Source organism: Clostridioides sp. GD02404, assembly GCF_045898275.1.
Taxonomy (GTDB): Bacteria; Bacillota; Clostridia; order Peptostreptococcales; family Peptostreptococcaceae; genus Clostridioides; species Clostridioides difficile_A.
Genome location: NZ_JBJOCA010000008.1, coordinates 49811 through 75149 on the forward strand (window position 1 = coordinate 49811; position 25339 = coordinate 75149).

At 29.0% G+C, this 25339-nt stretch carries 27 protein-coding genes; 9 read left to right on the forward strand and 18 right to left on the reverse strand.

Features of this window, described 5'->3' with window-relative positions:
- Positions 1-6: 6 nt before the first annotated feature.
- From accD to lexA, 7 genes are all read left to right on the forward strand, one after another.
- Positions 7-861: an acetyl-CoA carboxylase, carboxyltransferase subunit beta gene (gene accD / locus Q3287_RS06795; RefSeq protein ID WP_054270369.1), complete on the forward strand. Its 855-nt coding sequence runs from the start codon at positions 7-9 to the stop codon at positions 859-861.
- A gap of 20 nt (positions 862-881) precedes the next feature.
- Complete coding sequence (locus tag Q3287_RS06800; protein ID WP_054276744.1) at positions 882-1826, forward strand: acetyl-CoA carboxylase carboxyltransferase subunit alpha; 945 nt, start codon at positions 882-884, stop codon at positions 1824-1826.
- Positions 1827-2014: 188 nt separating this feature from the next.
- Complete coding sequence (locus Q3287_RS06805; RefSeq protein ID WP_003424039.1) at positions 2015-2275, forward strand: stage V sporulation protein S; 261 nt, start codon at positions 2015-2017, stop codon at positions 2273-2275.
- 151 nt (positions 2276-2426) lie between these two features.
- A complete protein-coding gene (locus Q3287_RS06810) occupies positions 2427-2798 on the forward strand; it encodes an ACT domain-containing protein (protein ID WP_407963740.1) in 372 nt (123 codons plus the stop codon).
- A 29-nt stretch (positions 2799-2827) separates the two neighbouring features.
- Entirely contained in the window at positions 2828-3673 is an 846-nt protein-coding gene (locus Q3287_RS06815) for a hypothetical protein (protein ID WP_407963741.1), read from the forward strand.
- Between the two features lie 306 nt (positions 3674-3979).
- Entirely contained in the window at positions 3980-5107 is a 1128-nt protein-coding gene (locus Q3287_RS06820; protein WP_407963742.1) for a tyrosine-type recombinase/integrase, read from the forward strand.
- 103 nt (positions 5108-5210) lie between these two features.
- Positions 5211-5846, forward strand: coding sequence for a transcriptional repressor LexA (lexA, locus tag Q3287_RS06825; protein ID WP_054270364.1), 636 nt, complete (start codon positions 5211-5213; stop codon positions 5844-5846).
- A gap of 114 nt (positions 5847-5960) precedes the next feature.
- Here lexA and Q3287_RS06830 read toward each other — a convergent pair whose 3' ends face one another.
- The gene (locus tag Q3287_RS06830; protein ID WP_407963776.1) at positions 5961-7118 is read right to left on the reverse strand and encodes a ComEC/Rec2 family competence protein; all 1158 of its coding nucleotides are present in this window, start codon (positions 7116-7118) and stop codon (positions 5961-5963) included.
- A 466-nt stretch (positions 7119-7584) separates the two neighbouring features.
- Between Q3287_RS06830 and Q3287_RS06835 the strand changes: the two genes are divergently transcribed.
- Positions 7585-8988, forward strand: a complete 1404-nt coding sequence (locus tag Q3287_RS06835) for a diguanylate cyclase domain-containing protein (protein ID WP_407963743.1) — start codon at positions 7585-7587, stop codon at positions 8986-8988.
- A 432-nt stretch (positions 8989-9420) separates the two neighbouring features.
- Here Q3287_RS06835 and Q3287_RS06840 read toward each other — a convergent pair whose 3' ends face one another.
- Together Q3287_RS06840 and Q3287_RS06845 are read right to left on the reverse strand one after the other, a co-directional pair.
- A complete protein-coding gene (locus Q3287_RS06840) occupies positions 9421-10053 on the reverse strand; it encodes an OmpA family protein (RefSeq protein ID WP_054270362.1) in 633 nt (210 codons plus the stop codon).
- Entirely contained in the window at positions 10046-11404 is a 1359-nt protein-coding gene (locus tag Q3287_RS06845) for a hypothetical protein (RefSeq protein ID WP_407963744.1), read from the reverse strand. The genes Q3287_RS06840 and Q3287_RS06845 overlap by 8 nt, the downstream gene beginning before the upstream one ends.
- 169 nt (positions 11405-11573) lie before the next feature.
- Between Q3287_RS06845 and Q3287_RS06850 the strand changes: the two genes are divergently transcribed.
- Entirely contained in the window at positions 11574-12173 is a 600-nt protein-coding gene (locus Q3287_RS06850; protein ID WP_407963745.1) for an ABC transporter ATP-binding protein, read from the forward strand.
- Positions 12174-12245: 72 nt separating this feature from the next.
- Here the strand turns inward: Q3287_RS06850 and Q3287_RS06855 are convergent, their stop codons facing one another.
- The 15 genes from Q3287_RS06855 to eutA form a co-directional block, all read right to left on the reverse strand.
- Positions 12246-13370, reverse strand: a complete 1125-nt coding sequence (locus tag Q3287_RS06855; RefSeq protein ID WP_407963746.1) for a hypothetical protein — start codon at positions 13368-13370, stop codon at positions 12246-12248.
- Positions 13371-13613: 243 nt separating this feature from the next.
- A complete protein-coding gene (locus Q3287_RS06860) occupies positions 13614-14087 on the reverse strand; it encodes an ethanolamine utilization protein EutQ (protein WP_407963747.1) in 474 nt (157 codons plus the stop codon).
- Position 14088: 1 nt separating this feature from the next.
- A complete protein-coding gene (gene eutH, locus Q3287_RS06865) occupies positions 14089-15180 on the reverse strand; it encodes an ethanolamine utilization protein EutH (protein WP_054270358.1) in 1092 nt (363 codons plus the stop codon).
- A gap of 11 nt (positions 15181-15191) precedes the next feature.
- Entirely contained in the window at positions 15192-15743 is a 552-nt protein-coding gene (locus tag Q3287_RS06870; RefSeq protein WP_054276737.1) for a BMC domain-containing protein, read from the reverse strand.
- On the reverse strand, positions 15736-16008 hold the full coding sequence (locus Q3287_RS06875; protein ID WP_407963748.1) for a EutN/CcmL family microcompartment protein: 273 nt from the start codon (positions 16006-16008) through the stop codon (positions 15736-15738). Before Q3287_RS06875 ends, Q3287_RS06870 begins: the two co-directional genes overlap by 8 nt.
- A 12-nt stretch (positions 16009-16020) precedes the next feature.
- A complete protein-coding gene (locus tag Q3287_RS06880; RefSeq protein WP_407963749.1) occupies positions 16021-16716 on the reverse strand; it encodes a TIGR02536 family ethanolamine utilization protein in 696 nt (231 codons plus the stop codon).
- Positions 16717-16757: 41 nt separating this feature from the next.
- Positions 16758-17387: an ethanolamine utilization phosphate acetyltransferase EutD gene (gene eutD / locus Q3287_RS06885; protein WP_054270355.1), complete on the reverse strand. Its 630-nt coding sequence runs from the start codon at positions 17385-17387 to the stop codon at positions 16758-16760.
- A gap of 12 nt (positions 17388-17399) precedes the next feature.
- On the reverse strand, positions 17400-18161 hold the full coding sequence (locus tag Q3287_RS06890; RefSeq protein ID WP_054276734.1) for a cobalamin adenosyltransferase: 762 nt from the start codon (positions 18159-18161) through the stop codon (positions 17400-17402).
- Positions 18162-18287: 126 nt separating this feature from the next.
- Positions 18288-18575 carry an ethanolamine utilization microcompartment protein EutM gene (gene eutM / locus Q3287_RS06895; RefSeq protein WP_003423991.1) on the reverse strand — a complete coding sequence of 96 codons (288 nt, stop codon included), beginning with the start codon at positions 18573-18575 and terminating at the stop codon, positions 18288-18290.
- A gap of 93 nt (positions 18576-18668) precedes the next feature.
- Positions 18669-20138 carry an acetaldehyde dehydrogenase (acetylating) gene (locus tag Q3287_RS06900; RefSeq protein ID WP_407963750.1) on the reverse strand — a complete coding sequence of 490 codons (1470 nt, stop codon included), beginning with the start codon at positions 20136-20138 and terminating at the stop codon, positions 18669-18671.
- Between the two features lie 2 nt (positions 20139-20140).
- Positions 20141-20803, reverse strand: a complete 663-nt coding sequence (locus Q3287_RS06905) for a BMC domain-containing protein (RefSeq protein ID WP_407963751.1) — start codon at positions 20801-20803, stop codon at positions 20141-20143.
- A gap of 9 nt (positions 20804-20812) precedes the next feature.
- The gene (eutL, locus tag Q3287_RS06910) at positions 20813-21466 is read right to left on the reverse strand and encodes an ethanolamine utilization microcompartment protein EutL (protein ID WP_054270351.1); all 654 of its coding nucleotides are present in this window, start codon (positions 21464-21466) and stop codon (positions 20813-20815) included.
- A 19-nt stretch (positions 21467-21485) separates the two neighbouring features.
- On the reverse strand, positions 21486-22367 hold the full coding sequence (gene eutC, locus Q3287_RS06915; RefSeq protein ID WP_054270350.1) for an ethanolamine ammonia-lyase subunit EutC: 882 nt from the start codon (positions 22365-22367) through the stop codon (positions 21486-21488).
- Positions 22368-22379: 12 nt separating this feature from the next.
- Positions 22380-23744: an ethanolamine ammonia-lyase subunit EutB gene (locus Q3287_RS06920; RefSeq protein WP_021384698.1), complete on the reverse strand. Its 1365-nt coding sequence runs from the start codon at positions 23742-23744 to the stop codon at positions 22380-22382.
- Between the two features lie 17 nt (positions 23745-23761).
- A complete protein-coding gene (gene eutA, locus Q3287_RS06925; RefSeq protein ID WP_407963752.1) occupies positions 23762-25195 on the reverse strand; it encodes an ethanolamine ammonia-lyase reactivating factor EutA in 1434 nt (477 codons plus the stop codon).
- Between the last annotated feature and the right edge of the window lie 144 nt (positions 25196-25339).

Genomic DNA, 25339 nt, shown 5'->3' on the forward strand with positions numbered 1-25339 from the left:
TAGATTATGATAAAAAAATTTTTATCATCAAAAGAATCTAAGTATGTTACGATTTCTTTAGATGACAACTTTAAAAAGAATAGTGTAGATGATAAATTTTGGACTTATTGCAAAGGTTGCGATAGTCATGTATTTAGAAAGGACATAGAAGAAAATTCATTTGTATGTCCAAAATGTTCAAGACATTATGGCTTAAGAGCAAGAAAAAGAATAAATTTATTGATTGATAAGGGAACTTTTATGGAGTTTAATTCTGAGGTAGAATTTCAAAACCCACTAAACTTTCCTAAATACAAAGAAAAAGTAGACTCTTATAAGGAAAAAACGAATGAGTCAGAAGCTGTTGTCACAGGTTATGGAAGATTAAATGGAATTAAAACAGTTATTTGTGTAATGAATCCTGATTTTATGATGGGAAGTATGGGTTCTATTGTTGGAGAAAAAATAACTTATTCAATAGAATATGCTGCTGAAAATAATTTACCTATAATTATTTGTTCTGCTTCAGGAGGAGCTAGAATGCAAGAAGGTATGGTATCTCTTATGCAGATGGCAAAGACTTCTCAAGCACTTTCTAAACTTGAAGAAAAATCATTGCCATATATATCAGTTCTAACTGACCCTACTACAGGAGGAGTAACTGCTAGTTTTGCTATGCTTGGAGATATTATAATTTCTGAACCAAATACATTGATAGGCTTTGCAGGTCCAAGAGTAATAGAACAAACAATAAATCAGAAACTTCCTGAAGGATTCCAAACTTCTGAGTTTTTACTTGAAAAAGGTTTTATTGACATGATAGTAGATAGAAGAAAAATGAAGGAAGTATTATATCAAATTCTTGCTATGCACAAGAAATAGGGCATGAAGGAGGAACTGTTTTGATTGAAAATAATAGCGAAAAAATAAAGGTTTTAGAAAATGATATTAAACAATTAATAACTATTTCTGAGGCAAATAATATAGATTTAAGTGATAAAATAAATTCACTTAATGAGAAATTGGAAAAACTTAAAGAAGAAGCCTTTTCCCATCTATCTCCATATGAAAAGGTGATGTTAAGTAGAGATATAAAAAGACCTACGACTTTAGAATACATAGAACACATTTGTTCTAATTTTTTAGAGCTTCATGGAGATAGGCTTTTTAAAGATGACCCTTCTATTGTTGGAGGAATAGGTCAGATAGGAAGATTCAATGTTACTATAGTTGGTCATCAAAAAGGAAGAGATACAAAGGAAAATATAAAAAGAAATTTTGGAATGCCTCATCCAGAAGGATATAGAAAAGCACTAAGACTTATGAAACAAGCTGAGAAATTCAATAGACCAATAATAACGTTTATTGATACATCAGGAGCTTTTTGTGGTTTAGAAGCAGAAGAAAGAGGACAAGGAGAAGCTATTGCAAGAAACTTACTTGAAATGAGTAAACTTTCTGTTCCAGTAATCACTTTTGTAATTGGTGAAGGTGGTAGTGGAGGAGCTTTGGGTATTGGAGTAGGTAATGATGTTTGCATGTTAGAACACTCAGTTTATTCTGTAATATCACCTGAAGGTCTTTCTAGTATCCTATTTAAAGATTCTTCTAAAGCTAAAGAAGCTTGTAATGTTATGAAACTTACAAGTGATGATTTGTATGATTTAAAAATAATAGATAAGATTATAAAAGAGCCTCTTGGAGGAGCACAAAAAGATGTAGAAGCTGTTTCAAAGGAAATAAAAGCTTATATTTTAGAAAGATTAAATCATTATAAAGATATGGATAAAGAAGAAATTATGACTCAAAGATATAATAAATTTAGAAATATTGGAAAATGCTTATAGAATATAAAGAAATTTGTAGTTTTTTCATTATAAAATGGTTTTAAAAAATAAAGGTTTTCTTAAAACAATTATAGAAGTATATTTTTATAAAAGTATACTTTAAATGATGATTGTAATTAGTAAATGGCAATTGTGATTTAGTACTTTAGGTAATGGATACTTTAACAAATTAACAAGGAGATGTTGAAATGGAAGTACTAAAAGTTTCATCAAAATCTAATCCTAATTCTGTAGCTGGAGCCTTGGCTGGAGTACTGAGAGAACGAGGTATTGCAGAAATACAAGCTATAGGAGCTGGAGCTCTAAATCAAGCGATAAAATCAATTGCAATAGCAAGAGGTTTTGTTGCACCTAGTGGAATGGATTTAGTTTGCATTCCCGCATTTACTGATATAGAAATCGAGGGTGATAAGAAAACAGCCATTAAACTTATAATTGAACCTAGATAATATATCTTTTATTAGAATTTAATTAAGTTTTAAAGGTTGGCTATAGAAATAGGATACTATAGTGAACCTTTTTTACGTTATATGTTTTATTTTATATAATTTTTAATGTATAATCTTAAGTAAACAAATAAGTTTAAAGGAGATGTACATTATGAAATTAAAATTATTTGCAGAAGAGTATGCAGTATGTAGATTAAATAATGATAGTAAAATACCAACATGGATAGATACAAAAAACTTTTACTCTATAACTAAGACTGAGGATGAATTAAGTGTTGTATGTTCAAATAATAATATTCCTTCTGATGTTAAGTCGGAAAAAGAGTGGAGAATACTTAAGATACTAGGGCCTTTAGATTTTTCACTTATAGGAATTTTATCTAAACTAAGTGGCTTATTAGCAGAAAATAAAATAAGCATATTTGCAATTTCTACATATGATACAGATTATATTTTAATAAAAGAAAAAGATATAGAAAATGCTTGTGAAATTCTAACTTGTAATGGATATGAAGTAGAGTAGTCAAATACTTCTACATGAGGTTTTAATTTATGATTCATATAATCGAAATTTTAAAAATAAGTATGATAAATATCTTTTGCTTTTTAGGAATATTTATTGTTTTTGGACTGATTTTTAGTATTACAGAAAATCTAAATAATAAATTTATATTTTCATCTTTTGGAAAAACTGGGATTATTGTAACTGGAGCTATAGGAACATTTATTCATGAACTTAGTCATTTGATAATGTGCTTGATTTTTATGCATAAAGTAAATTCAGTTAAATTTTTCAGACCAATAGAAAGTAAAAATGATGGCATATTAGGATATGTAAGTCATAGTTATAAGAAAGATAGTCTTTATCAAAGTATAGGAAATTTCTTTATAGGAATTGCACCTATTATAGGTGGAACAATAATGATTATTTTACTTTTTAATATATTGTTGCCAGAGAGTTATATGAAAGTGACACAAAATATAGACTTAAAATTATATGTAAGTATGATTAATAGTTTGAATATAAACGGTTTTATGCACATTATTATAGATGATATTTATAATTTTATAAAAGTAATGTTGTTAACACCTAGTATATATTCATTGAAGTATTTTATATTTATGTTCCTAATGTATTCTATATCTACACATATGTCACTTAGTAGTGCTGATTTAAAAAACAGCTTAAATGGTTTGAGTTTTATAATCATAGTTATTTTTGCGATAAGTCTAATTACATACTTACTTGGACCTGATAACTTGAATATATCCAGTCTGATAGTTCAATATAATATATTTGTGAGTTTTTTCATGGCGATAGGGCTTATTTTTTCAGTGGTAACTCTAATAATATCTTATATTTTAAGTTTGGTCAGTCCATTTAAAAACTTTAATTAAAGAGCTGTATATTTTACAATATATTTAGTTTTATTAGAAACATATAAAAATATTAAATAAAAAAGATTTCAGTAGAGTATAAAATTTCTCAATATATTTATAGAATAATTCTTAAAATATATTGAGAAATAAAAAAGAGTACTTAAATACAACTAGTCTTTAAATGTGGATTTAGGGAATAGTTAGCGCTAATCTCGATTAAAGCACTACTAATCTCTTAAAAATACAAAAAATAATTAAATTAAAAATTTATAATTAATTTATATAATTTAAAAGATTTATATTTTTACTTTAGGAGGTTTAATTTTGAATAATGATAAGAAAATTATAAAAATACATAATAAATCAGATAAACCTGATAATATCGTCATCAAGGAAAATGAGCTTATAGAAAAATGTCTACTTTTGGAAAATAAACTTCCTGTATTTATGAAGGATTATTTTATATATTTAAAAGGTTCTGTTGCAGTTTCCACACGACTTGCTTATTTAGAAGATATAAATTTTTTCTGTTCATATTTGGTTGAAACTAAAGAATTAACAAGTGCAGATTGTATAAAAGATATTACTGAAGATGATTTTAATACAATAAAATCAAGAGATATAAATTTATTCTTAGGTGATTATTGTAGTAGATATTATAAAAATACAGAAAAAAACACATTAATTTTTGAAAATAATAATAGAGCTTTGGCAAGAAAAAAATCATCCATCTCTACTCTATTTAAGTTCTTATATAGGAACTCTCAAATAGATAATAATATAACTGATGGATTTAATCCAATAAAACTTCCTAAACCTCAACCAGATGCTATTAAACGTCTTGAAATAGATGAAGTTGCTAAGATGTTAGAATCAGTAGAAACAGGTGAAGGTCTTACAGAAAAAGAAAAAGTATATTGGAGAAAGACTAAATTGCGTGATAAAGCTATTTTAGCTCTATTTGTCACATATGGGCTTAGATTAAACGAACTTAGAGAATTAAACATATCCTCTTTTAATTTTTCAAGAGGAGAATTTAAAATATATAGAAAACGTGGAAAGGAAGTTTTAATGCCTATAAATCATACTTGCGAACATGTAATAAAAGACTATTTGCAAAATGAAAGAACAAGAGATGATTTATTAAATGATGATGAAAAAGATGCTTTATTCTTATCTCTTCAAAACAAGAGAATTACAGCAAAAGCTATAAGAACATTGGTAAAAAAATATACCTCTATTCCACTGGATACGACTAGAGATAATGGATATAGTCCTCATAAATTAAGAGCAACTGCTGCGACTTCCCTAATCCAAACAGGATTTTCTATATACGATGTTCAAAACTTACTTGACCATGATAATGTCACAACTACTCAGCTTTATGCAGCTCATAAAAAGAATGTAAAACGTGATATAGTTAAGAATTTTGAATGGATTGAGGATGATTAAAAATCAGGAACAAATGTTTGCAGATATAAATGGATTATGTTATAATTAAAAATATAAAACGTATGGAAATAAAAACAAAATATGTTTAGAAATGAGTGATGTTATGTATTTAGATCTAACTGAAAAGCAAGTTTTGATATTGGAATTTATAAAGTCTCAAATCATATTAAAAGGTTATCCACCTGCTGTAAGAGAAATATGTACTGCTGTAGGGTTAAGATCTACTTCAACTGTACACTCTCATCTAAATAAACTTGAAAAACTGGGATACATAAGAAAAGACCCTACTAAACCAAGAGCTATTGAAGTTTTAGAACGTAGTAAAGTAAATGATGTTTCTGGAGCTAATCAAGAAATAATAGAACTTCCATTAGTAGGTCAAATAACAGCTGGAGAACCCATTTTAGCTCAACAAAACATAGAGGAATACATTCCATTCCCTGCCAGTTTAGTAAAGGGCAGTAATAATTTTGTATTAAGAGTAAAAGGCGAAAGTATGATTAATGCAGGAATTTTAGATGAAGATTACGTTGTAGTAGACAAAAAAAATACAGCCTTGAATTCTCAGATAGTAGTTGCACTTATAAATGGTGAATCTGCTACGGTTAAGAGATTTTTTAAAGAAGGACACTTAATAAGACTTCAGCCAGAAAATGATTTTATGGAACCAATTATGCTTAATGATTCAGAAGTTGAAATTGTAGGTATTGTAACTGGTGTATTTAGAGTTATAAAATAACTATTTAAAGAATACTAAAAAAATAAGCTATTCGTATAGATAAAATGTGTTATCTACTAATTATAGCTTATTTTTTTTATGCATTTATTTTATTTTTTATTATCTGCTCTTTTATTATTTTCCATAACATATATCACATGGGTCATTTTTTTTACTTTCGGAAATAGTACCTGATAATATTTTTTTACTTCTTGAAAGACCACTACAATTTTTTGTTGAGTGATAACTCTTCCCTTTTGGAGTAAAATACACTATTTCTGATGTATTAGATACATTTTGTTCTTTATTTAGAGGTTCATTTGTTATTGTATTGTTATTTGATTTTTCAGAGTTTCCATCTTCTCTAACCCCTTTTTTATAGCTTCCATCTTTACAGCTTGTAAATACTCCATCACCTGTCGATTCAAATATTATGTCTGAACACTCATCACTTCTATGTACCTTTACTCCCATTTTTTCCAATTTGTTCATTGTTTCTTGATGTGGATGACCATATGAATTACCTTTACCTACTAAAAGGACTGCATACTCAGGGTCTACTTTATCTAAAAACGCTTGAGATGAACTACTACGAGAACCATGATGAGCCACTTTTAAAAGGTCTACTTTACTAAGCTTTGGTAGTATCTCTTTTTCTGTACCTTCTTCAGCATCACCTGTAAATAAAGCTTTATCTTTACCATTAGTATATGCAAGAACTAGAGATTGTTCATTAGTCGTATCTCCACCATTTGTATTTAGAACTTCAAAGTAAGAATCTTCTAAATAAAACTTCTTATTTTCAAGCGGGACGCTTGGAGATAAATCTTTATTTGCCAAAGCATTTATAAAGTCTCTATAACTCTTTGTTTCTGCTGAACCATTCGATACAAAAACATTCTCTATGTTAAAGTTTTTGACAACAGAATCAAGTCCACCTAAGTGATCTGCATGAGAATGGGTAGCTATAAGATACTTAATATCTTTTACACCTTGCTTATTAAGATAATCTACCATTAAATTTTCATCATCATTATCCCCACCATCTATCAATGTAAAAGTTTTACCCTCTTGAATCAATATTGCATCACTATTTCCAGTGTTAATAAAATGAATCTTTACATTTTTATCACTCGATATACTACTAGATAAGGAATCTTTGTTATTTGATTGATTGTTGACATTATCTGATGTATCGCAACCAGTCAAATAAATCGATATAGATATTATCAGTAAAAATACTAAAGCTTTAAATTTAGAATTTCTTTTACTTTTTATATTACTATTTTTTATACTACTTCCTATCACAAACTACTCCTCCATTTTCATAATACTTTACAACATCTATCGACTTATTTTATCATAATTAACTATTTAGTATCAATATTTCTCTTATATAGTCAGATTATATTGACTTAACATTTAAACAATAATACCTTGATTATTTCTTTATTTTTACAATATAAACTGTTAATTTTTTATGTATTTTTAAGTAATAATGTTTAATATAATAGTGATGATAATAAATTGCATCATAGGGAATTTTTAAGCTTTAATCCATTAAAAAAATATACTATAATATATATATTAACTAAAAGAAAATAGTTAAATAAGTCATTATTAGTAATATAAAAATATAATTTTAAACTTTGATAACTGTCAGTTTAACTATCTTAACCTATATTTGAGGAAGGAAATTCTCATTTCAAACTTAGCCAAATGATGAGTTATTGACAGGATTTTTACTTAGGAGGTAAAAATGAAAGATAACTCACATTATACACTTATTCAAGCACTTGCTAATATGCTCATTGGAAAACAGATAGATACAAAAACAATCACTCAATCTCTTGAACTTATTTGTAATAGTTTTTCATTTGAATGTGGCTTAGTATATGAGGCAGACCAATATAATCAATTTAATTTAATTGAAAATTACAATTTGAATGATACAAAATTATGTAATAGCTTCAGTGCATGTGAAATTGAGTCAGATTTTAAGAATCAATTAGCTCATCAAGAAATAATTTGCTTAGATAAAAATAAAGATTATAGCTCATGTGAAATTGATTTTATGAATATTTTTTCTGCAGAATATTTGGTTGGAATTTCTGTCATAGATGAATATTTTAATAATTATGGTTTTATCTTATTTCTAAATACTACATCCAGCAAAATAGATTTTTCTGATTCTGAATTTAAGACATTATCCATTGTACTTTCAATGCTTGAAAAGTATTTAGGAATAAGAATACATAGAAATAAAGTTTTATTCACACAGACTGCACTTGAAGGAATAATAAATCATACAGGCATAGATATTTATATAATTGATTTTTATACATATGATATTTTATATGTCAATGAGTCAATGGCTGCTCCTTATGGTGGCGTATCTCAATTTTCAAACCATAAATGCTGGCAAATTCTTTTCCCAGGACAGACATCTCCTTGTGAGTTTTGTCCACAAGAAAATCTTATTGATGAAAATGGGAATAGTACAGGAGTATATACATGGAATTATCAAAGACCTTTTGATGGAGCATGGTTTAGAGTATTTAGTACAGCTTTTAGATGGGTTGATGGTCGTCTTGCTCATCTTGTTAGCAGTGCAGATATAACTGATAATAAAAAGAATGAAGAATTAATTGAATATATGGCAAATTACGACGTGTTAACAGGTCTCCCAAATCGAAGGATGCTTCTTGAAGAATGTAAAAATAGAATCGACAATGCTAAAGAAGATGAGCAAGGATATGTAATCTTTTTCGATATTGATGGCTTTAAAGTAATTAATGATAATTATGGGCATGATGCTGGTGATGAATTCCTTGTAAAACTTGGGGATTTTTTCTCTTCAATTCCACTTCTTAAGAATTCTGTTTATAGAAATGGTGGAGATGAATTTGTTGCTGTAATTGGTGGGGATATTACAAAAGATAATATATGTAATTTAGTAAGTTTCATACATAAAAGATTTAAAGAACCATGGAATTTAAAAAATGGTTCTGTATATTGCAATACTAGTGTTGGCATAGCTTGCTATCCAGAAGATGGAAATAATGCAGAAGAATTAATTAATAAAGCAGACCAAGCAATGTATCAAATTAAGAAATCTGGAGGCGCAGGAATCTGTTTTGGCTGTCAATTGATAAAAAAATAATTAAAGTTAAATTTTTTCATCAATAAAAAGGTAACAACTAATATTAGTTGTTACCTTTTTATTTTTCTACTACAATCTAATATATGTAAAATTAATAAATAATCAACTTACTCTAAATTCTATATAATATAATAATATCACTAGCATTATATGAGTTTTTATGATATTTTTTTACATAATATTTTAAATGACTTGTTATCGTATAATAATATGAACAATTGATTGCTTATAAATTTTATATTATATAAAATGAAATATTTTACATCAGTAGTACCCAGTTATGCATTTTAAACGACCATTTACGTTTAAGATATTGCAAATTTTTTCTAAAAACTATAATATGTTAAATATCAACAAAAATAAATAAACTTTTTCCTTAAAGAAGGCTTAAAGCTCACACCAACTGCCTTCTTTTTTTTTATAAAAATTTAACTATTTATTTTGATTAATATTTATTTCATATTTTAGCTCTACCCTTCTAGATGCATCTCTGTTTACTCCATTATCTCCATCTTTTATAAGTTCAGCTTTTGATCTTCCTATTGCAATAATATGTCTAGTAACCTTATCTTTATATTTATAGTCACCAATCTCATCCCCTACTATATACTTTGCAACACTATATGCTCTTCTTTGGGACAGGTCTAAATTGTATATATAGCTCCCTACATCATCTGTATGGCCTTCTATAACTATTTTGGATATATAGTCACCATAATCTTTATAAATAGTTTCTATGTACTTTGGAACGAACATTTTTAACATTTCTTTAGCCTCTGGTTTTAAAACATCACTATCTACATCAAACATAGTTCTTTCACCAAAGGTTACTTGACCATTAACCTTATCTACTTTCACAGGAATACCACTTTTTTTAAAGGTCTCCTCAACAGAAGCGTTGACGTTCTTGGCCAAATCTTGCTCGACAGAACCTGAAATACTTTCTGAACTAAATAAGATAAGAATCACAACCATCAAGACAGTTGATAATAAATCTGTAAATGTTGGCCAAAAGCTACTCTTTTCAAATTCTCTGTTAACAGTTCTTCTATATTTATTATTCATTTAACTCATCCTCACCTATGACCTTTATTTCATTATTTTCTATCTCATAAATTTCTTCGCTGAAAGGGTTAAATACACTATCGATATCATCTTTAAATAATTCTTCACTCTCAAGAGGAACTTCATCATGCATAAAAGAGTTATTAAACATAACGTCTAATTTATCTTGAATATCTAAAGAATTCTCAAACATTATATCTAGTTTAACTTGTAGGTCATTAGAAAAGTTTTCAATAATACTTGAAAGATTTTTTATTGAATCATCTAGAGTAAACTTTTCATCTAAAAGAATTTTTTGATTTTGAGATATTTTATTTTCATGAGTCATTAATTTAGTTAATAAATCTTGGGCACTTCTTTCATATAAAGCAAATCCTGCATTTATATTTTTTATGTAGTCTCTAATTTTAAACTGGCTTTCAGTAGCATTGTATATATTTTTTGAAGATTCTTTTATGTCAAATAAAATCTCTTTATTTATGTTGTCTTGATTATCATACTTATCAAACAGTTTTACAAACTTTACATTTAAAATATTAAACTGTTTATCTAATTTTCTTACGCTTTGGTCAAAGGTCTTAATAGAGCTTTGAGAACCCTCTAAAAGGCTTTTTAAAGCTTCTATTCCACTTATGAATTCATCATTAAAATCATTTAAATCTTTAGATATTTTATCAAATTTTTCAATAGCTTCTATAGACTTACTTATTTGTTTTATTGTATTTTTTACCTCTTCTACTTTTAAATCCATTCTTTCTGATTTAAAATGAGTTATCTCAGATGTTAATAAATTTTCGCATTTTAACATTATCTGTATTAAAACATGTTCACAATCTTTTATCTTTGTACAGTAGCCTATAATTAGAGAAAATACGACTCCAAAGATGCTTGTTGTAAATGCAGTCTGCATACTACTAATAGTCGAAGGAAGTGAATTTATAATGTCTTTGGTATCAACACATAAAAGCATTGTAGAAAGTCCAACAAATGTACCTAAAACTCCAAGCAAAATACTTATTGAAGATGAATTTTTTATACTTCTAATCTTCTCTAAAAGTGGTAAGTTGTTGTGTTTTAAATCTGATACAACTTCTTCTACAAAAGAAGTTATATTTACATCAGAATAAGGATTTTCTTTGCTATATGTATAGTAATCATTCCTTACCTTTCCATAAAATTCACTCGTTTTATGGTTTCTATTGATTTCTTCTAGTTTTGAACTTACAAACGAGTATACTCTGTTATTTTCTATTATCTTAAAAACAGAATATAAAGTTATTGCAAGTAAAAACAATATAGTTATCGGATTAGTAAATATTGACTCTATTAAATTAGTTATTATGTTACTCAATTCTATCCCCTACCTTATAATTTATTTATCTATAATTTATACGTACAAGTTACTAAGAAAATACGTAAATAAACAAAATATTTATATTATATTTATGAAAAATGGTACAAATAGGTCATATTGTTAATAACATAATATATACGAGCTAAAAGTTATAGGGGGTGGCATAATGAATGACAACATAGTAGAGGTTAAAAATATAAATATGAACTTCTACACTAAGGAAGGCGAACTTGAAGTATTAAAAGATGTTAATTTTAACTTGAAAGAAGGAGAAATATTAACTTTGCTTGGTCCTTCTGGAAGCGGTAAATCTACAATTTTAAATATTCTTACTAATCTTTTAAAACCAACTAGTGGAGACGTAAAGATTACTGGAAATATTGGATATATGTTTCAAAAAGATAATTTGCTTGAATGGAGAAATATAATGGATAATATAACTATTGGCTTAGAAATTCAAGGCAAAAAAGATAAAAAATCTTTAGATAGAGTTGAAAGTCTTTTAAAGACTTATGGATTATGGGATTTTAGAAACATGTACCCAAAAGAATTATCTGGTGGTATGAGACAAAGGGTTGCACTTATTAGAACACTGTCTGTAAATCCAGATATTTTACTTTTAGATGAGCCTTTTTCAGCTCTTGATTATCAGACGAGATTGTTGGTTTGTGATGATGTTTATAGTATTATTAAAAATGAGAATAAATCTACTATTTTGGTTACGCATGATATTGGTGAAGCAATATGTATAAAAGTGCAACACTAGGAGATAAAAAAATGATAAACGTGTAAAAGTATTCATAAATCATAGATTGTATCTCCAATATCATAAGTTTATCTAATTTATTAAACAACTATCCACTATTTCCGAAATTTTTTCCATATATTTTTGAATTTCATTTATAAATTCTTCAATAAGCATTTCTTCATTTATTTGAAGTTTTATTAAAGCGATTTGATTTGAACCATTATAAATTTTTATATTTTCATCATTTAAATTATTAATTTTATTATGTATTAATTGTTTTATATAGTCTCTTTTAACTTTATATTCTTTATATTCTTCTTCATCACTATTTTCTATTAATTTATTTTTAGGTATATATGGATTAGTCTCATAATGTAATGGTAAGCTTATAATTTTATTGAAAGTATCAAATGATGGCTCTAAATGTATATTATAACTGTCTTTTGTGATTTTATATTTATCATCTACTATCTTTATATCATCTTTTCCTAACCAATTATCCTTAGATATCTTTGCAACAAAACTTACTCTTCCCATTCCACCAGTTTTTCCAACATCATATATACTTAATCCATTTACATTTTTTATACAGTCAAATATCTTTTTAAACTTTATAAAAGCTTTTAAACTATTTGATTCTTGATTTAATGTTTTTATAAGATTGTCCTTTATATTAATATTTAAACCATCATAAAATTCTTTTAAGAGCTCTATAAAATCTTCATATACTCTATTTAATCCTTTATCTTCTATTTCTATATTTACCTTATCAACTAAATTTTTATATGTTATATTTACAAATTCAGTTCCTGTAGGTTGTTGTTCTGGTATTAAGGTTAAGAATATGAATTTACATTCTATATCTTCTTTCATTCTTTTATTAAATATTTTTTTATTACTTATCAATTCATTTATGCATTTATTGTCTAAGTATCTTAAAGTTTGATTATACCCTTCATCTGCTTTTAATTTATTCTCTATTATTAATAAAATAGATTCATCCTCTTTTTCTATTGTTATGATTATATCTGGAATTCCAACAGATGTTGATATTCTTGTATGAGCTTTAACTCTAAAATCATTTGGATTTTGTATTTCAGCTAAATTTTCTAGAAATGAATTTCTAAATGATGGTGATTCATTTATTAAACCAACTATCAAATTACTTATAATATCTTCTTTATACATAATATCTAGCAACTTTACTATATTCATTAATTCCCCTCCAATAAAAAATATTTATTCTCATATCCTCAAATTCCAAGTACTATGTTAAATTAATTATAACAAATATTGTCATTATTTGCACCTGTTCCATTTTTTGTAAATAAATTTAAATATTTAAGAGAAGAAATAATAAAGACTTCGAATCAAAAGTAATTGTGATTTATTAAATCTGAAAATAAGGCTATGATTTTGTAGTCATAGCCTTATTTCTGTATTTAAAGTATTCTCTTGTTAATTTTGAGATGCCCAGTCTGCTGGATATGTTACATATATAAACCTAGCATAATCAGGTACAGAAAATTGTATCTTACTTCCTTTTGGTATAAATATTAACTCACCTGAAGAAGCAGATATCTTTCTTCCATCTATTATTATATCTAAAGTTCCATCTATTACATAATCTATTTCATCATAGTTTAGAGTCCAGTCAAAAGTAGTTTCCTTCATCTCCATCATACCACAGCCTAATCTAGGACTTTCCTCTAATGTAAATAAATCTTTTGTATAAACTACATCATTAGGATTTCCTGTATCTAATCTATCAGATTCATTAACCTTTACTGTTGGTAACTTTATAGAAGTTATTCCACTAACATCTTTATTTCTAACGAAATCTACACTATCTTTAGTTCCATTTATTTTTTCTTCTATTATTTGTCTTACTAATGTTTCAATTAAGTTTTTATCTATATTTGTTATATCCATCTTATGCATTCTCCTTTTTTAGTGTTTTATTTGCTATAACCATAGCTAATAGGACTGCTGTTATACCACCAACCAATTTAGCAACTATCATTGGTGTTATCATATTAGCATTAAACCCTGCTGTAAACCCTAAGTGGTCTCCAAATACGAATGCTGCCGATACAGAGAATGCCACGTTTATTATCTTTCCTCTATTATCCATATCTTTCATCATACCAAACATTGGTATACAGTTAGCTAAACTTGCAACAAGACCTGCTGCTGATACATCATTCATTCCAAGAACTTTTCCTAAAGCCATCAATGGTTTATTGAACACTTTTGTTATAACAAACACTAGTGGGAATGCCCCTGCTAAAACTATTGCTATATCCCCTACTATTTCTATACCTTCACCTATTGGTTTCATTCCAGGTATTACAACTATTCCTGTTAAGGCTTCAACTATCGCAGCAGCAAGCCCTAAAGTTATAACTATTACTACACCTTTTCCAAAGTATGTGAATCCTTTTATCATAGCATTTTCAAACTTCAATAATCCAAGTGCTATAACTACTGCAAATATTATTATTGGCACTAAGTTTCTAAGAACCATCATTACTTCAAATCCTGCAACTAATCCACCAACAAACGCCCCAACAGGTATCGTTATTATTCCTGCAAGTATTCCTGTTGCTAAGAATTTTTGGTCTTCTTTTTCTATTATCCCAAGTGCAACTGGTATTATAAATACTATTGTAGGTCCCATCATAGCTCCTACTATTAATCCGCCAAATAATCCAGCATTTGGGTCTTTTGCAAGCTCAAGAGCAAGTGGCGCACCACCCATATCATTAGCTAATAAACTTCCAGCAAACATAGCTGGGTCAGCTCCAAGCATATCAAATACTGGTACTACAATTGGTCTTAATACATCAGCAAGTACTGGTGCTAGACATATAACACCAACCATCGCAACTGCAAGTGAACCCATTGCCATTATACCTTCTTCAAACTGTTCTCCAAGACCAAATTTATTGCCTATACACTTATCTATAGCTCCAAGTGCCATGAAGACTACCATTACATAGATTATAATTTCGTTTATACTCATAATGCCCCCCATTATTTTATTAGACTTTTTGTTATTTGACTGTCTACTGATGATATTACAGTCTTATAGATTACTTCTTTTTCTTTTACAACTTTTTCACTTTCTTTTAATGCATATTCTAAACTACTTAAATCTCCTGCTACTATATATACTAACTTTCCACCTATAGCAAAAGATAATTGAAGCTTTACTAATACTAAGTCGCTTGATTTTAAAGTCTTATCAAGCATTTTTATTCCAGCACATACTTTACTACTTTCAACAACACCTATAGAGACTATATTATCTAATGTTTGGTACCTATTTTTAAATCCATTTAATATTTCTTGTGAAATTGAATTTATTACAAAATTATCTACAATGTACTTTTCTCCAAGCTCCATTCCATAACTTATGCATTCATTTACATAGGAAGTTTCTCCACCTACTATTATTAAAAATTTACCTGGACAAATACTTTTTAAGTATAATACATCGACTGATGATTTTTTTACCATTTCATTAGATACTTCTATACCTTTAGCTATACTTTTAAACTCTATAGCGCCTATACTTTTATTCATCAAATACCTCAAAGGAGTCAACCACTCCAACTATAGTTGCATCTACTGGAACATGTTTTTTTTCAATAGATTCTCTTGCTGAGGAACCTTTGGATATAAGAACTAAGTCTCCATTTCCTGCTCCTGCATTATCGGCCGCAACCATGAAGCCTTCTTTGTATGTGTCTTTAGTTTCTAAAATTTTTACGACTAAAAGTTTTTGACCACACAATTTTTCATCTTTTCTTGTGGCCCAAACATTACCTACAACTTTTCCTATATCCATAAAATTACCTCCTTACATTTTCTTTAGTTCGAGATGGTGTATTCTCATAAAATCTACAGCTAATGGAGTTATTATACTTTTTTTATTAACTAATATATTTTTAACTCCATTTATAGTAGGTTTTCTTAAATCAGCTTCTGATATAAGCTTTTTATTTCTTAAATCTAAACTAAACTCATTAACTATCTTTGTATTCTCTGTATTGATTAAACTTATAGTATCTTTATTTAAAATTTCTGTAGTTTCACTTTGTATACTTAACTTACTTTTAGCTATAGTGTTTAAGTCTTTTATAATTTCAACACCAAATTTACGTATTTCATCTTCAAATGATATGAATTTTTTATACAATGCTTTTGGTGCAGTATCTTTATATCGTTTGTATTCAATTCCTTCATCTAAGACATATACTTTTTTACCTTTCATAAGCATCTTTAGTATAAATCTCTCTTCGTCACTTGTTGAATTTCCAAGTGCTAAGTTTGATAATCCTCTCATACAAAGTTTTGAAACTATCACGACCTCGCATTCTTTTATGCTTTTATTAAATTCTAATATTTCAAATTCATCTCTTAATAAATTAAATTTACTGTTATCCTGTTCAAATACAGTTACAGCTTTAGGTTTATTAGATACTTTTAATTCATCATTATTTATTTTTTTATAGATTTCTTCTATTACTAAATCTACAAGCTTATCATAATTCATATTAAATCCTCCCTAGAGGTAATCTATATAGCAGGTTAAATCTATGCTTTCTTTATTATTTTAGCAACAGTCCCTTTTGAATAACCACATGCATTAGCTTCATCATAATCTATGTGCATGTAAGTTTTAAAACTATCACTAACTCTTATTACTACATCATCAAATGTTAGAGGTCTCTGACCCATCACTTTAGCTTCAACTATTTCTCTGTCACATACATTGAATTTTTCTGCATCAGCAGGCGTCATATGTATGTGTCTTTTAGCAACCATTAATCCTTTATCGAGTTCAACTTCACCATGTTGTGTTGATATTTTAACCATTAAAGTTCCTTCTAAGTCTCCACTTTGTCTTATAGGAGCTTTTAATCCAAGAGTTGAACCATCTGTTAAAGAGATTTCTACCTGAGTTTCTTCTCTACATGGTCCAAGTACAACTACATTTTTTATACTTCCCTTAGGCCCTGTAATAGTAACTCTTTCCTTACAAGCATATTGACCTGGTTGAGATAAGTCTTTTAATTTTGTAAGAGTGTGCCCCTTACCAAATAATTTATCTACATCTTCTCTACTTAAGTGAACATGTCTTCCTGATGCTTCAACCTCTATAAACGCTTCTTTTTTAACTCTATTTATTACTTCTTCTACTATTTCGTTTAATAGACTTTCCATTACGTCCTCCAACTACTTATACTTATTAGTTCTAACTTTATATATCATTATCCAAAATACAGATGACAATCTATTAAGTGCCTTTATTAAATCTTCTCTATGAACATTTCCATACTCACCCTTAAATGCTTCATAAGCTGCAAGTTCAACCTCTCTAACATTGCTTCTTATACTGTTTATAGCAACTACAGCTTCACCCATTTCATAACTTGGGAATTCATGTCCTATACCAAAATATTTTTTAGGATAGTGAGATTGTTCTCTAAGTTCTTGAGGAGTTAACCCTAAAAGTTTAAAGTCTTCTAGTTTTTCTTCCAAAACTTCACATCTCATTATATTTCTTACAAAATCTAATACTTCTTGTAATTCCTTAACAAGCTTTGGCATATCTAGCTTTTGACAAAGAACTTGAGTTTTCAGTATTTCTGATTCAAGTGAATCTATTTTACCTCTTAGTATTATTCTTTTATGGTCTTTAAAAACTAAAAGATTTCCATTTAATTGAGTCATATGTTCTGGTTTCTCATCCAATTTAGCACCAAATACAGTAGTATATCTATATGTTTTTTCTTTAACTACTTCTTTTATAACTTCCTTAGGTTCATTATTTATGACTGGAAGTTTATCAACATACTTAAGCTCAATACTTCTCTCAGCTAAATAAGATTTTGCAGAAGGAGTTATTATTTGCCCTTTTTCTATATAAAATTCAGTTATATTATCTTTATTTTTTCCAATTTTTCTTTTTACTTCATTTTCTGTTAAAACACCCATTTTATCACATCTCCTATTAGATGTATAAAAAAGGCTACCTCAAAATACATTGAGTTTATTAGTAAGACTCATTTTTGAGATAGCCTCTTTTTTAATCAAAATTTAAATTTTCAAATTACATTTATATTACTCAGCTGACACTTTTGGTAATATAGCATCTACTTCAAAATGTGGTCTTGGTATAACATGAACTGATATTAGTTCTCCAACTCTTTCAGCAGCAGCAGCTCCAGCATCTGTAGCAGCTTTAACAGCTCCAACATCTCCTCTTACCATTACAGTAACTAATCCTCCACCTACTTGCTCTTTTCCTACTAATTGTACGTTTGCAGCTTTAACCATTGCATCTGCTGCTTCTATTGCTCCTACTAATCCTTTAGTTTCTATCATTCCTAATGCATTTGCACTTGCCATAATCTTATCCTCCAAAAATTTAATATTATTTTATAGTTTTTTATTTTTAGAAATCTTATAGTTATAAACTATAAGTTTCATTGTTTATTTTAATTATGCTAGTTCTTTGACTAATCTTTGAACTAGAAGATTTATTAATTCTTCTTTATCCATTGAGTCAAACATTGATTTTTCAACTTGAGATTTATCTCTACCAAGTTCTTCTATTTCTTTGATTCCATAAGCTACTCTTTTAATATTCATTAAATCAAGTGGACCTACATTGTTTGAAGTTGAGCTTCCACCTATCGCACCACAACCAAGTGTTAGTGCTGGTACAAGATTTGTTGATGCACCTATTCCTCCAAGTGCTGAAGGAGTATTCACAAGTATTCTTGATACTGGCATGTTAAGAGCAAATCTTTTTACCAATTCTTCATCATTTGCATGCATTGAGAAAGTATGTCCAGCACCTTCATTTAATAGTATTTCTCTACATCTATTCATAATAGCATCTACATTATCTTCAACATAGAATGCAAGTATTGGTGTAAGTTTTTCTCTTGAATAGGCTACATTGTGACCAACTTTAGTTTCTCTTGCAACTAAGACTTTTGTATTTTTAGGTACATTTGCAAGGTCTGCTAAATTTGCTATCACCTCAACACTCTTACCAACTATTTGCGGATTCATAGTACCATTAGCTCTTAATATGAACTTTGCTAATCTTTCACTCTCTTCTTCAGTTAAAAGATATGCTCCTTGGTTTTTAAGTTCTTTTAAAACAGTTTCTTCCATGGACTTTTCTATCACTATCGATTGTTCTGATGCACATATAACACCATTATCAAAAGTTTTAGAGTCTATTATTCTCTTGACTGCCAACTTAACATTTGCTGACTTATCTATAAATGCTGGTCCATTTCCAGGGCCAACTCCTATAGCTGGTGTTCCTGAAGAGTAAGCAGCTCTAACCATTGCTTCTCCTCCAGTTGCTAATATTAAGTTTGTATCCTTATGCTTCATTAATTCATTTGTTCCAACTATACTTGGATTAGTTATACATAATATTGAATCCTCTGGTGCTCCAGCATTTATAGCTGCCTCATTTATTATCTTAACTGTTTCAAGTATGCATTTTTTTGCATTTGGATGTGGAGAGAAAACTATAGTATTTCCTGCTTTTATAGATATTATGGTTTTATATATTACTGTTGATGTTGGATTTGTTGAAGGTATAAGCCCTGCTACAATTCCAACTGGTGTAGCTATATCTATAGTGTTTTCTTTTTTATCTTCGCCAATTATTCCAATAGTTTTTGTATCTTTTAAAGTTTCATAAACTCCCATAGATGCAAAAGTATTTTTTATTACTTTATCTTCCCATTTTCCAAATCCAGTTTCTTCATTTGCCATTTTAGCTAACTTAGTAGCATTATTAAATGCTGCATCTGCAATAGACTTTACTATTTTATCTATTTGCTCTTGGCTCATTTTAGAAAGTTTCTCTTGAGCCACTTTAGCCTTTTTTACAAGAGTTCTGACTTCTTGTATAGATACTAAATCTTTATCTAAAAGTGTCATAACTATCTATCCCCTCTGCTAAGCTTTTTAACTAAGTTTATTAATTCTTCCTTCTTAAGAACATTTAAATCTTTATAAGTTATTGAAGAGTCTAATTTCTTAGCTATAGCTTTAAGTTTTTTTACACTGTTTTTTGATAAATCATCTTTATCGAAATCAGTGTTTTCTATTTTAACTTGTTCTAATACTTCTTTATGAGCATTAGAATTTTCTATTTTTTCTTCATCAGCTTCAGTTAAACTATCATCGACTGTTTCTATTTCATTTTTAACTTTCTTTATATTACTATCTTGTTTATCATTATTTTCAATATCATCTAAAATTATGTTACCTATTTCTAATATATTTTCAAAGTTCTTATCTGTCTTTTCCAAAACTTCACAGACTTTAGATTCTTCCTTTTTAAATAAAGTATCTGTTACTTCATTATGGATTCTTGGTATAATATGTGATGCCCTTAATGTACCAACTCTTGAAGCTGCCATTTCACCTGCTTCTAGAGCAGATTTGACAGCACCAACATCTCCACTTATTGTTAAAGTAACAATACCTGCTCCAACCTTATCAATTCTTACAAGATTAACATTTGCAGATTTTAAACAAGCATCAGAAGCTTCTATTGCAGCAACATACCCTATTACTTCTATTAAGCCTATAGCATCCATTTAATTATCCTAAAAGCCTGTTGGATTGTCTGCAACTGATTTTACTGCTTCGGCAAATGCATCACATGCTGCTTTACAAGCTGATTGAGAACCTGTAAGTAATGCTCCACCAAAGTTTGTTTCAGTTGGAGGTGCAAATAATTCGCACATTTTAACATCTGCTGCCTTCATCGCTGCATCTAAAGCATACATTGCTTCAAGTGGTGGTGCTACTAAATAAGCTAATGCCTCACCTTCTCTTATTCCTGCTACTTCTGAAAGGTATGTGCCTGTTCTTGATACACAATGAGCGTAATATGCTATTGAATCATCATCATTTGCACTTATAAAAGTTGCTCCATATTCCATAAAATCAATTATTGCATTTAATCCACTTCTTACTTCGGCTGGGCTTGGTCCTGCTATTATTCCTAAAACTTCACCAGCAAGTTTTGTTGAAGCATTTGCTGCACCTGCATACATTGATTTTGCATATACAACATCAACTTCTGAAGCTTTAGTTGCTTCATCAAGAGCTGTGTATGTAACATCATCACAGTCTGCAGTTATTAACCCCAAGCTTTTATGGTGTGATTTTAATTCTAGTTTTTGTGCCATTTCTGGACTTATATTCGAAATTATTTTAACTCCTAGTATATTAGGACGAATCATATCGTTTTTCATATTCTACACTCCCTCGACTTTATTTAAGGTCTATTCCTGAAGCTTTTTTATCCAGCATAGTTTTTATAAGTTCAGCTATATGAGCACCTGCCTCGACTGCAGTTGTTCCACCTTTGTGAATATTTGATATAACTGTTCTCTTTGCTTCTGCCATTCCTATATATGGCTTATATGCTATATATGCTGACATTGATTCAGCAGTAACCAATCCTGGTCTTTCTCCAACCAACATACATATAACTTCACAACCTAATTCTTCACCTAAGTGGTCCATAGCACCAACTCTACAGTGTTTAACAAATAAAATTTCACTTGAGTCTATTCCATACATTTTTAGACCTTGTTTTATAGCTGGCACACAATCTTTTAAGTTTGCTTCTATAGCGGCTGAACTAAGTCCATCTCCCACTAATATTAAAACCTTTTGATTTGTTCCAAATTTAGATTTTATATTATTTATAGTTTCTGGAGAGAATTTTCTTCCTAGGTCTGGTCTAGTTAAGTATTCATCTTTATCTTTACATAAAGTTTCTACTGCAAACATATTATTTTCTTTTATAAATTCTTCATCTACATAAGAGAATACAGCATCTTGTGCAGCAGCATGGTCTGCTCTAAATCTTAAAACTGTTTCTGTTTTATATCTTGTACCAGCTCTTCCTATACCTAATCTTGCAGGTGTTTTGGCTTTCATATCTAAGTAAGCTTCTGCATCCTTAGGATTTTTTACTAGTAATTGCTTTCTTATATCAATTTCTGTTATATCATCTATGCAAGCACTGTTATCAATTACAGTTTCAGTTGCTTTCTTAACAGTTTCAGATACAACATTAGTATCTAATTCTCCAACCATTTGTCCAACTAACTGTTCTACTAATGCTTTTAAATCCTTCTCATTCATACTAAATACCTCCTATCCTAATAATATAGATGCGTCTCCTGCTAACTCTGTTAACTTACCATCTTTAGAGAATCCCATCTTTTCCATCCAAGCATCAAATTCTTTTATTGCAGTCAATCCAAACATTTCTCTAAGTGATGCTGTTTCATGGTATCCTGTTGTTTGATAGTTAAGCATTACATCATCTCCATGAGGTATTCCCATAAAATATGTACATCCTGCTGTTGTCAGTAGTATAGCTAAGTTTTCCATATCATTTTGGTCAGCCTTCATGTGGTTAGTGTAACAAACATCAACACCCATTGGTAATCCATGTAATTTACCCATAAAATGGTCTTCAAGTCCTGCCCTTACTACTTCTCTAGCATCATATAAATACTCAGGCCCTATAAATCCAACAACTGTATTTACTAAGAATGGTTCATACTTTTTAGCAAATCCATAACATCTAGCTTCCATAGTAACCTGGTCTATTCCATGATGTGCTTCTGAAGATAATTCTGAACCTTGTCCAGTTTCAAAATACATAACATTAGGTCCAGTAGCTGTACCATGTTTTAAAGCTAATTGTCTGGCTTCCTCGATAGTATCACCATTGAATCCAAATGCTTCATTTCCCTTTTCAGAACCTGCTATAGATTGGAATATCAAATCTGCAGGAGCACCGTTTCTTATTGCTTCCATTTGTGTAGTAACATGTGCTAATACGCATGTTTGAGTTGGTATTTGATATTTTTGTTTTACTTCTTCAAATCTTTTTAACACTTTAGTAACACTTTCAACTGAGTCATCAACTGGGTTTAGACCAAGTACTGCATCTCCTATACCAAAAGTTAAACCTTCAAGAAGTGATGCAAGTATTCCATCTGGGTCGTCTGTAGGGTGATTAGGCTGAAGTCTTGCTGATAATGTACCTTGTTCTCCTATAGTTGTATTACAATGAGCAGTAACTTTTATTTTTTTAGCAGCATAGACTAAGTCCATATTTGACATTAACTTTGCAACTGCTGCTATTATTTCAGAAGTTAATCCTCTTGATATTCTTCTTATATCAAGACTTGTAGTATTTGAATCTAATATCCATTCTCTAAGTTCTGATACTGTCCATTCTTTTATTTCTTCATAAACTTTTTCATTTACAGCATCTTGTATTATTCTTGTTACTTCATCTTCCTCATATGCTACTGCAGGATTATTTCTTATATCTTCTAACTTTATGTGTGATAAAACAACCTTTGCTGCTATTCTTTCTTCAGCTGATTCTGCTGCAAGACCTGCTAATTTATCTCCTGATTTTTCTTCATTAGCTTTAGCCATTACATCATATAAGCTTTTAAACTGATAAGTACGTCCAAATAATTTTGTCTTTAAAATCATTTACTTACCTCCTTCTATTAATTAAAAACTAATGTTTTTATTACTACAGGTAAAACTTTACCTTCAACTATAGGTTTCCCAATGTCAATATAGTCTCCATTTTCGACCTTGACACTGTCTATACAGACAATTTCTTTTTCATAATTTAATAATGCATATATTGCTTGACCTAATACTTTTGCCATATCGTTTTCAACAATTACTACAAAAGGCAAATCATTTTCTATGATTTGTTGCATTCCATCCACAAATCCTTTGGCATATTCTTGTATATCTGAAAAGGCTGGGTTTTTCTTGCCTATCATAGCTATAGCAACTTTCTGTAAATCATTTTCTAACTTAAACCAGTTAAGTTTGTTTTTTATAGCTTCACTGATTTGTTTTGAAGTACCTACTTCTTCATCCATTGATAATTTTAAAACTGGCAAGTTCTTAAGTGGAAAATTCTCACTAGTATAAGTTATTGTACTTCCACTTACCTCAGTAGTATGAGAACCTGCACCAACTACTGTAGCTCTTATTGTCTCCATAGATTTGACTATGTTCACTTTTTTAAGGTACTCACAATTTTTTATTGCTTGACCAAGTAAAATTCCCAAATCACCATATTCAAAATAATCTTTTATTTCTCCATCATAGTAAATATAATCAGCTACCCCACCTGAAAATGAGACATTCTTAATATCTTCATCTATATTGATTGATTTATTGGTTATTATAAAATCAAATAAAGGTGTCTGAGTTTTTAATCCTATACTTTCCATTAATAAGTCAACCATTATATTAACTATTGGTTTTGTATTTTCTATTGTAGCTACAGTTCCAACTTGAAGATTTAAATTATTATCTTTTATGATTTCATTTATTTTAGGTGATATATAAGTTATTTCTTTACTTATTTTATCTACTTTTATAAGCCTTCCACCTATATCCAAGCACCCAGTATCAGTTACTTCTCCTCTTTTAAATGAGGCTATATTACTAGTTCCCCCACCTATATCTATATTTACAATTGTAGTTGAATATTCTTTTGAATAAATATGAGCTCCAGCTCCTTTACCTGATATTATGCTTTCTAGGTCAGGGCCTGCTGTTGCAACAACAAAATCTCCTGCAAATCCACTTAAAGTATGAAGCACATCGTTTGCATTTTCTTTTCTGGCTGTTTCGCCAGTTATTATTACTGCTCCTGTATGTATATCTACTTTAGATATATTTGCTTTTTTATATTCACTTTCAACTATTTCTTTTATTTGCTGTCCATTTATTTCATTATTTGAGATAAGGGGAGTGAAATAAACCTTACTTTTATAAATAATTTCTTTGTCTACTATACTTATCCTAGGTACCGAAAAATTTGATTCAGTATTTTCTACTATTAACTTAGAAAAAATCAACTGAGTAGTACTTGTTCCAATGTCAATACCAACACTTAATAACTCTTCTCTCATTTTCTCACCTCCTAAAGTTTAAGTATGTCTTAAACAAGCAAAGAGGCTTAAAGCTATAATAAATATCTGTTAAATTGAATTCATATTTACAAGTTTTATAAATATATTCAACTAACTTAATTTATTAATAACCTTAAGCCTCTT

Excerpts from the sequence above, each read along its gene's own strand:
- Q3287_RS06900 (WP_407963750.1), bottom strand. The coding sequence starts at position 20,138 with ATGACACTTTTAGATAAAGATTTAGTATCTATACAAGAAGTCAGAACT.
- Q3287_RS06905 (WP_407963751.1), bottom strand. The coding sequence starts at position 20,803 with ATGGATGCTATAGGCTTAATAGAAGTAATAGGGTATGTTGCTGCAATA.
- Q3287_RS06835 (WP_407963743.1), top strand. The coding sequence starts at position 7,585 with ATGAAAGATAACTCACATTATACACTTATTCAAGCACTTGCTAATATG.
- Q3287_RS06840 (WP_054270362.1), bottom strand. The coding sequence starts at position 10,053 with ATGAATAATAAATATAGAAGAACTGTTAACAGAGAATTTGAAAAGAGT.
- Q3287_RS06860 (WP_407963747.1), bottom strand. The coding sequence starts at position 14,087 with ATGGATATAACAAATATAGATAAAAACTTAATTGAAACATTAGTAAGA.
- Q3287_RS06875 (WP_407963748.1), bottom strand. The coding sequence starts at position 16,008 with ATGGATATAGGAAAAGTTGTAGGTAATGTTTGGGCCACAAGAAAAGAT.
- eutD (WP_054270355.1), bottom strand. The coding sequence starts at position 17,387 with ATGGAAAGTCTATTAAACGAAATAGTAGAAGAAGTAATAAATAGAGTT.
- Q3287_RS06870 (WP_054276737.1), bottom strand. The coding sequence starts at position 15,743 with ATGAATAAAAGTATAGGCGCTATAGAGTTTAAAAGTATAGCTAAAGGT.
- Q3287_RS06920 (WP_021384698.1), bottom strand. The coding sequence starts at position 23,744 with ATGATTTTAAAGACAAAATTATTTGGACGTACTTATCAGTTTAAAAGC.
- eutC (WP_054270350.1), bottom strand. The coding sequence starts at position 22,367 with ATGAATGAGAAGGATTTAAAAGCATTAGTAGAACAGTTAGTTGGACAA.
- Q3287_RS06855 (WP_407963746.1), bottom strand. The coding sequence starts at position 13,370 with ATGAATATAGTAAAGTTGCTAGATATTATGTATAAAGAAGATATTATA.
- Q3287_RS06880 (WP_407963749.1), bottom strand. The coding sequence starts at position 16,716 with ATGAATTATGATAAGCTTGTAGATTTAGTAATAGAAGAAATCTATAAA.
- eutL (WP_054270351.1), bottom strand. The coding sequence starts at position 21,466 with ATGAAAAACGATATGATTCGTCCTAATATACTAGGAGTTAAAATAATT.
- eutM (WP_003423991.1), bottom strand. The coding sequence starts at position 18,575 with ATGGCAAGTGCAAATGCATTAGGAATGATAGAAACTAAAGGATTAGTA.
- accD (WP_054270369.1), top strand. The coding sequence starts at position 7 with ATGATAAAAAAATTTTTATCATCAAAAGAATCTAAGTATGTTACGATT.
- Q3287_RS06810 (WP_407963740.1), top strand. The coding sequence starts at position 2,427 with ATGAAATTAAAATTATTTGCAGAAGAGTATGCAGTATGTAGATTAAAT.
- lexA (WP_054270364.1), top strand. The coding sequence starts at position 5,211 with ATGTATTTAGATCTAACTGAAAAGCAAGTTTTGATATTGGAATTTATA.
- Q3287_RS06890 (WP_054276734.1), bottom strand. The coding sequence starts at position 18,161 with ATGGGTGTTTTAACAGAAAATGAAGTAAAAAGAAAAATTGGAAAAAAT.
- Q3287_RS06805 (WP_003424039.1), top strand. The coding sequence starts at position 2,015 with ATGGAAGTACTAAAAGTTTCATCAAAATCTAATCCTAATTCTGTAGCT.
- Q3287_RS06815 (WP_407963741.1), top strand. The coding sequence starts at position 2,828 with ATGATTCATATAATCGAAATTTTAAAAATAAGTATGATAAATATCTTT.
- eutH (WP_054270358.1), bottom strand. The coding sequence starts at position 15,180 with ATGAGTATAAACGAAATTATAATCTATGTAATGGTAGTCTTCATGGCA.
- Q3287_RS06850 (WP_407963745.1), top strand. The coding sequence starts at position 11,574 with ATGAATGACAACATAGTAGAGGTTAAAAATATAAATATGAACTTCTAC.
- eutA (WP_407963752.1), bottom strand. The coding sequence starts at position 25,195 with ATGAGAGAAGAGTTATTAAGTGTTGGTATTGACATTGGAACAAGTACT.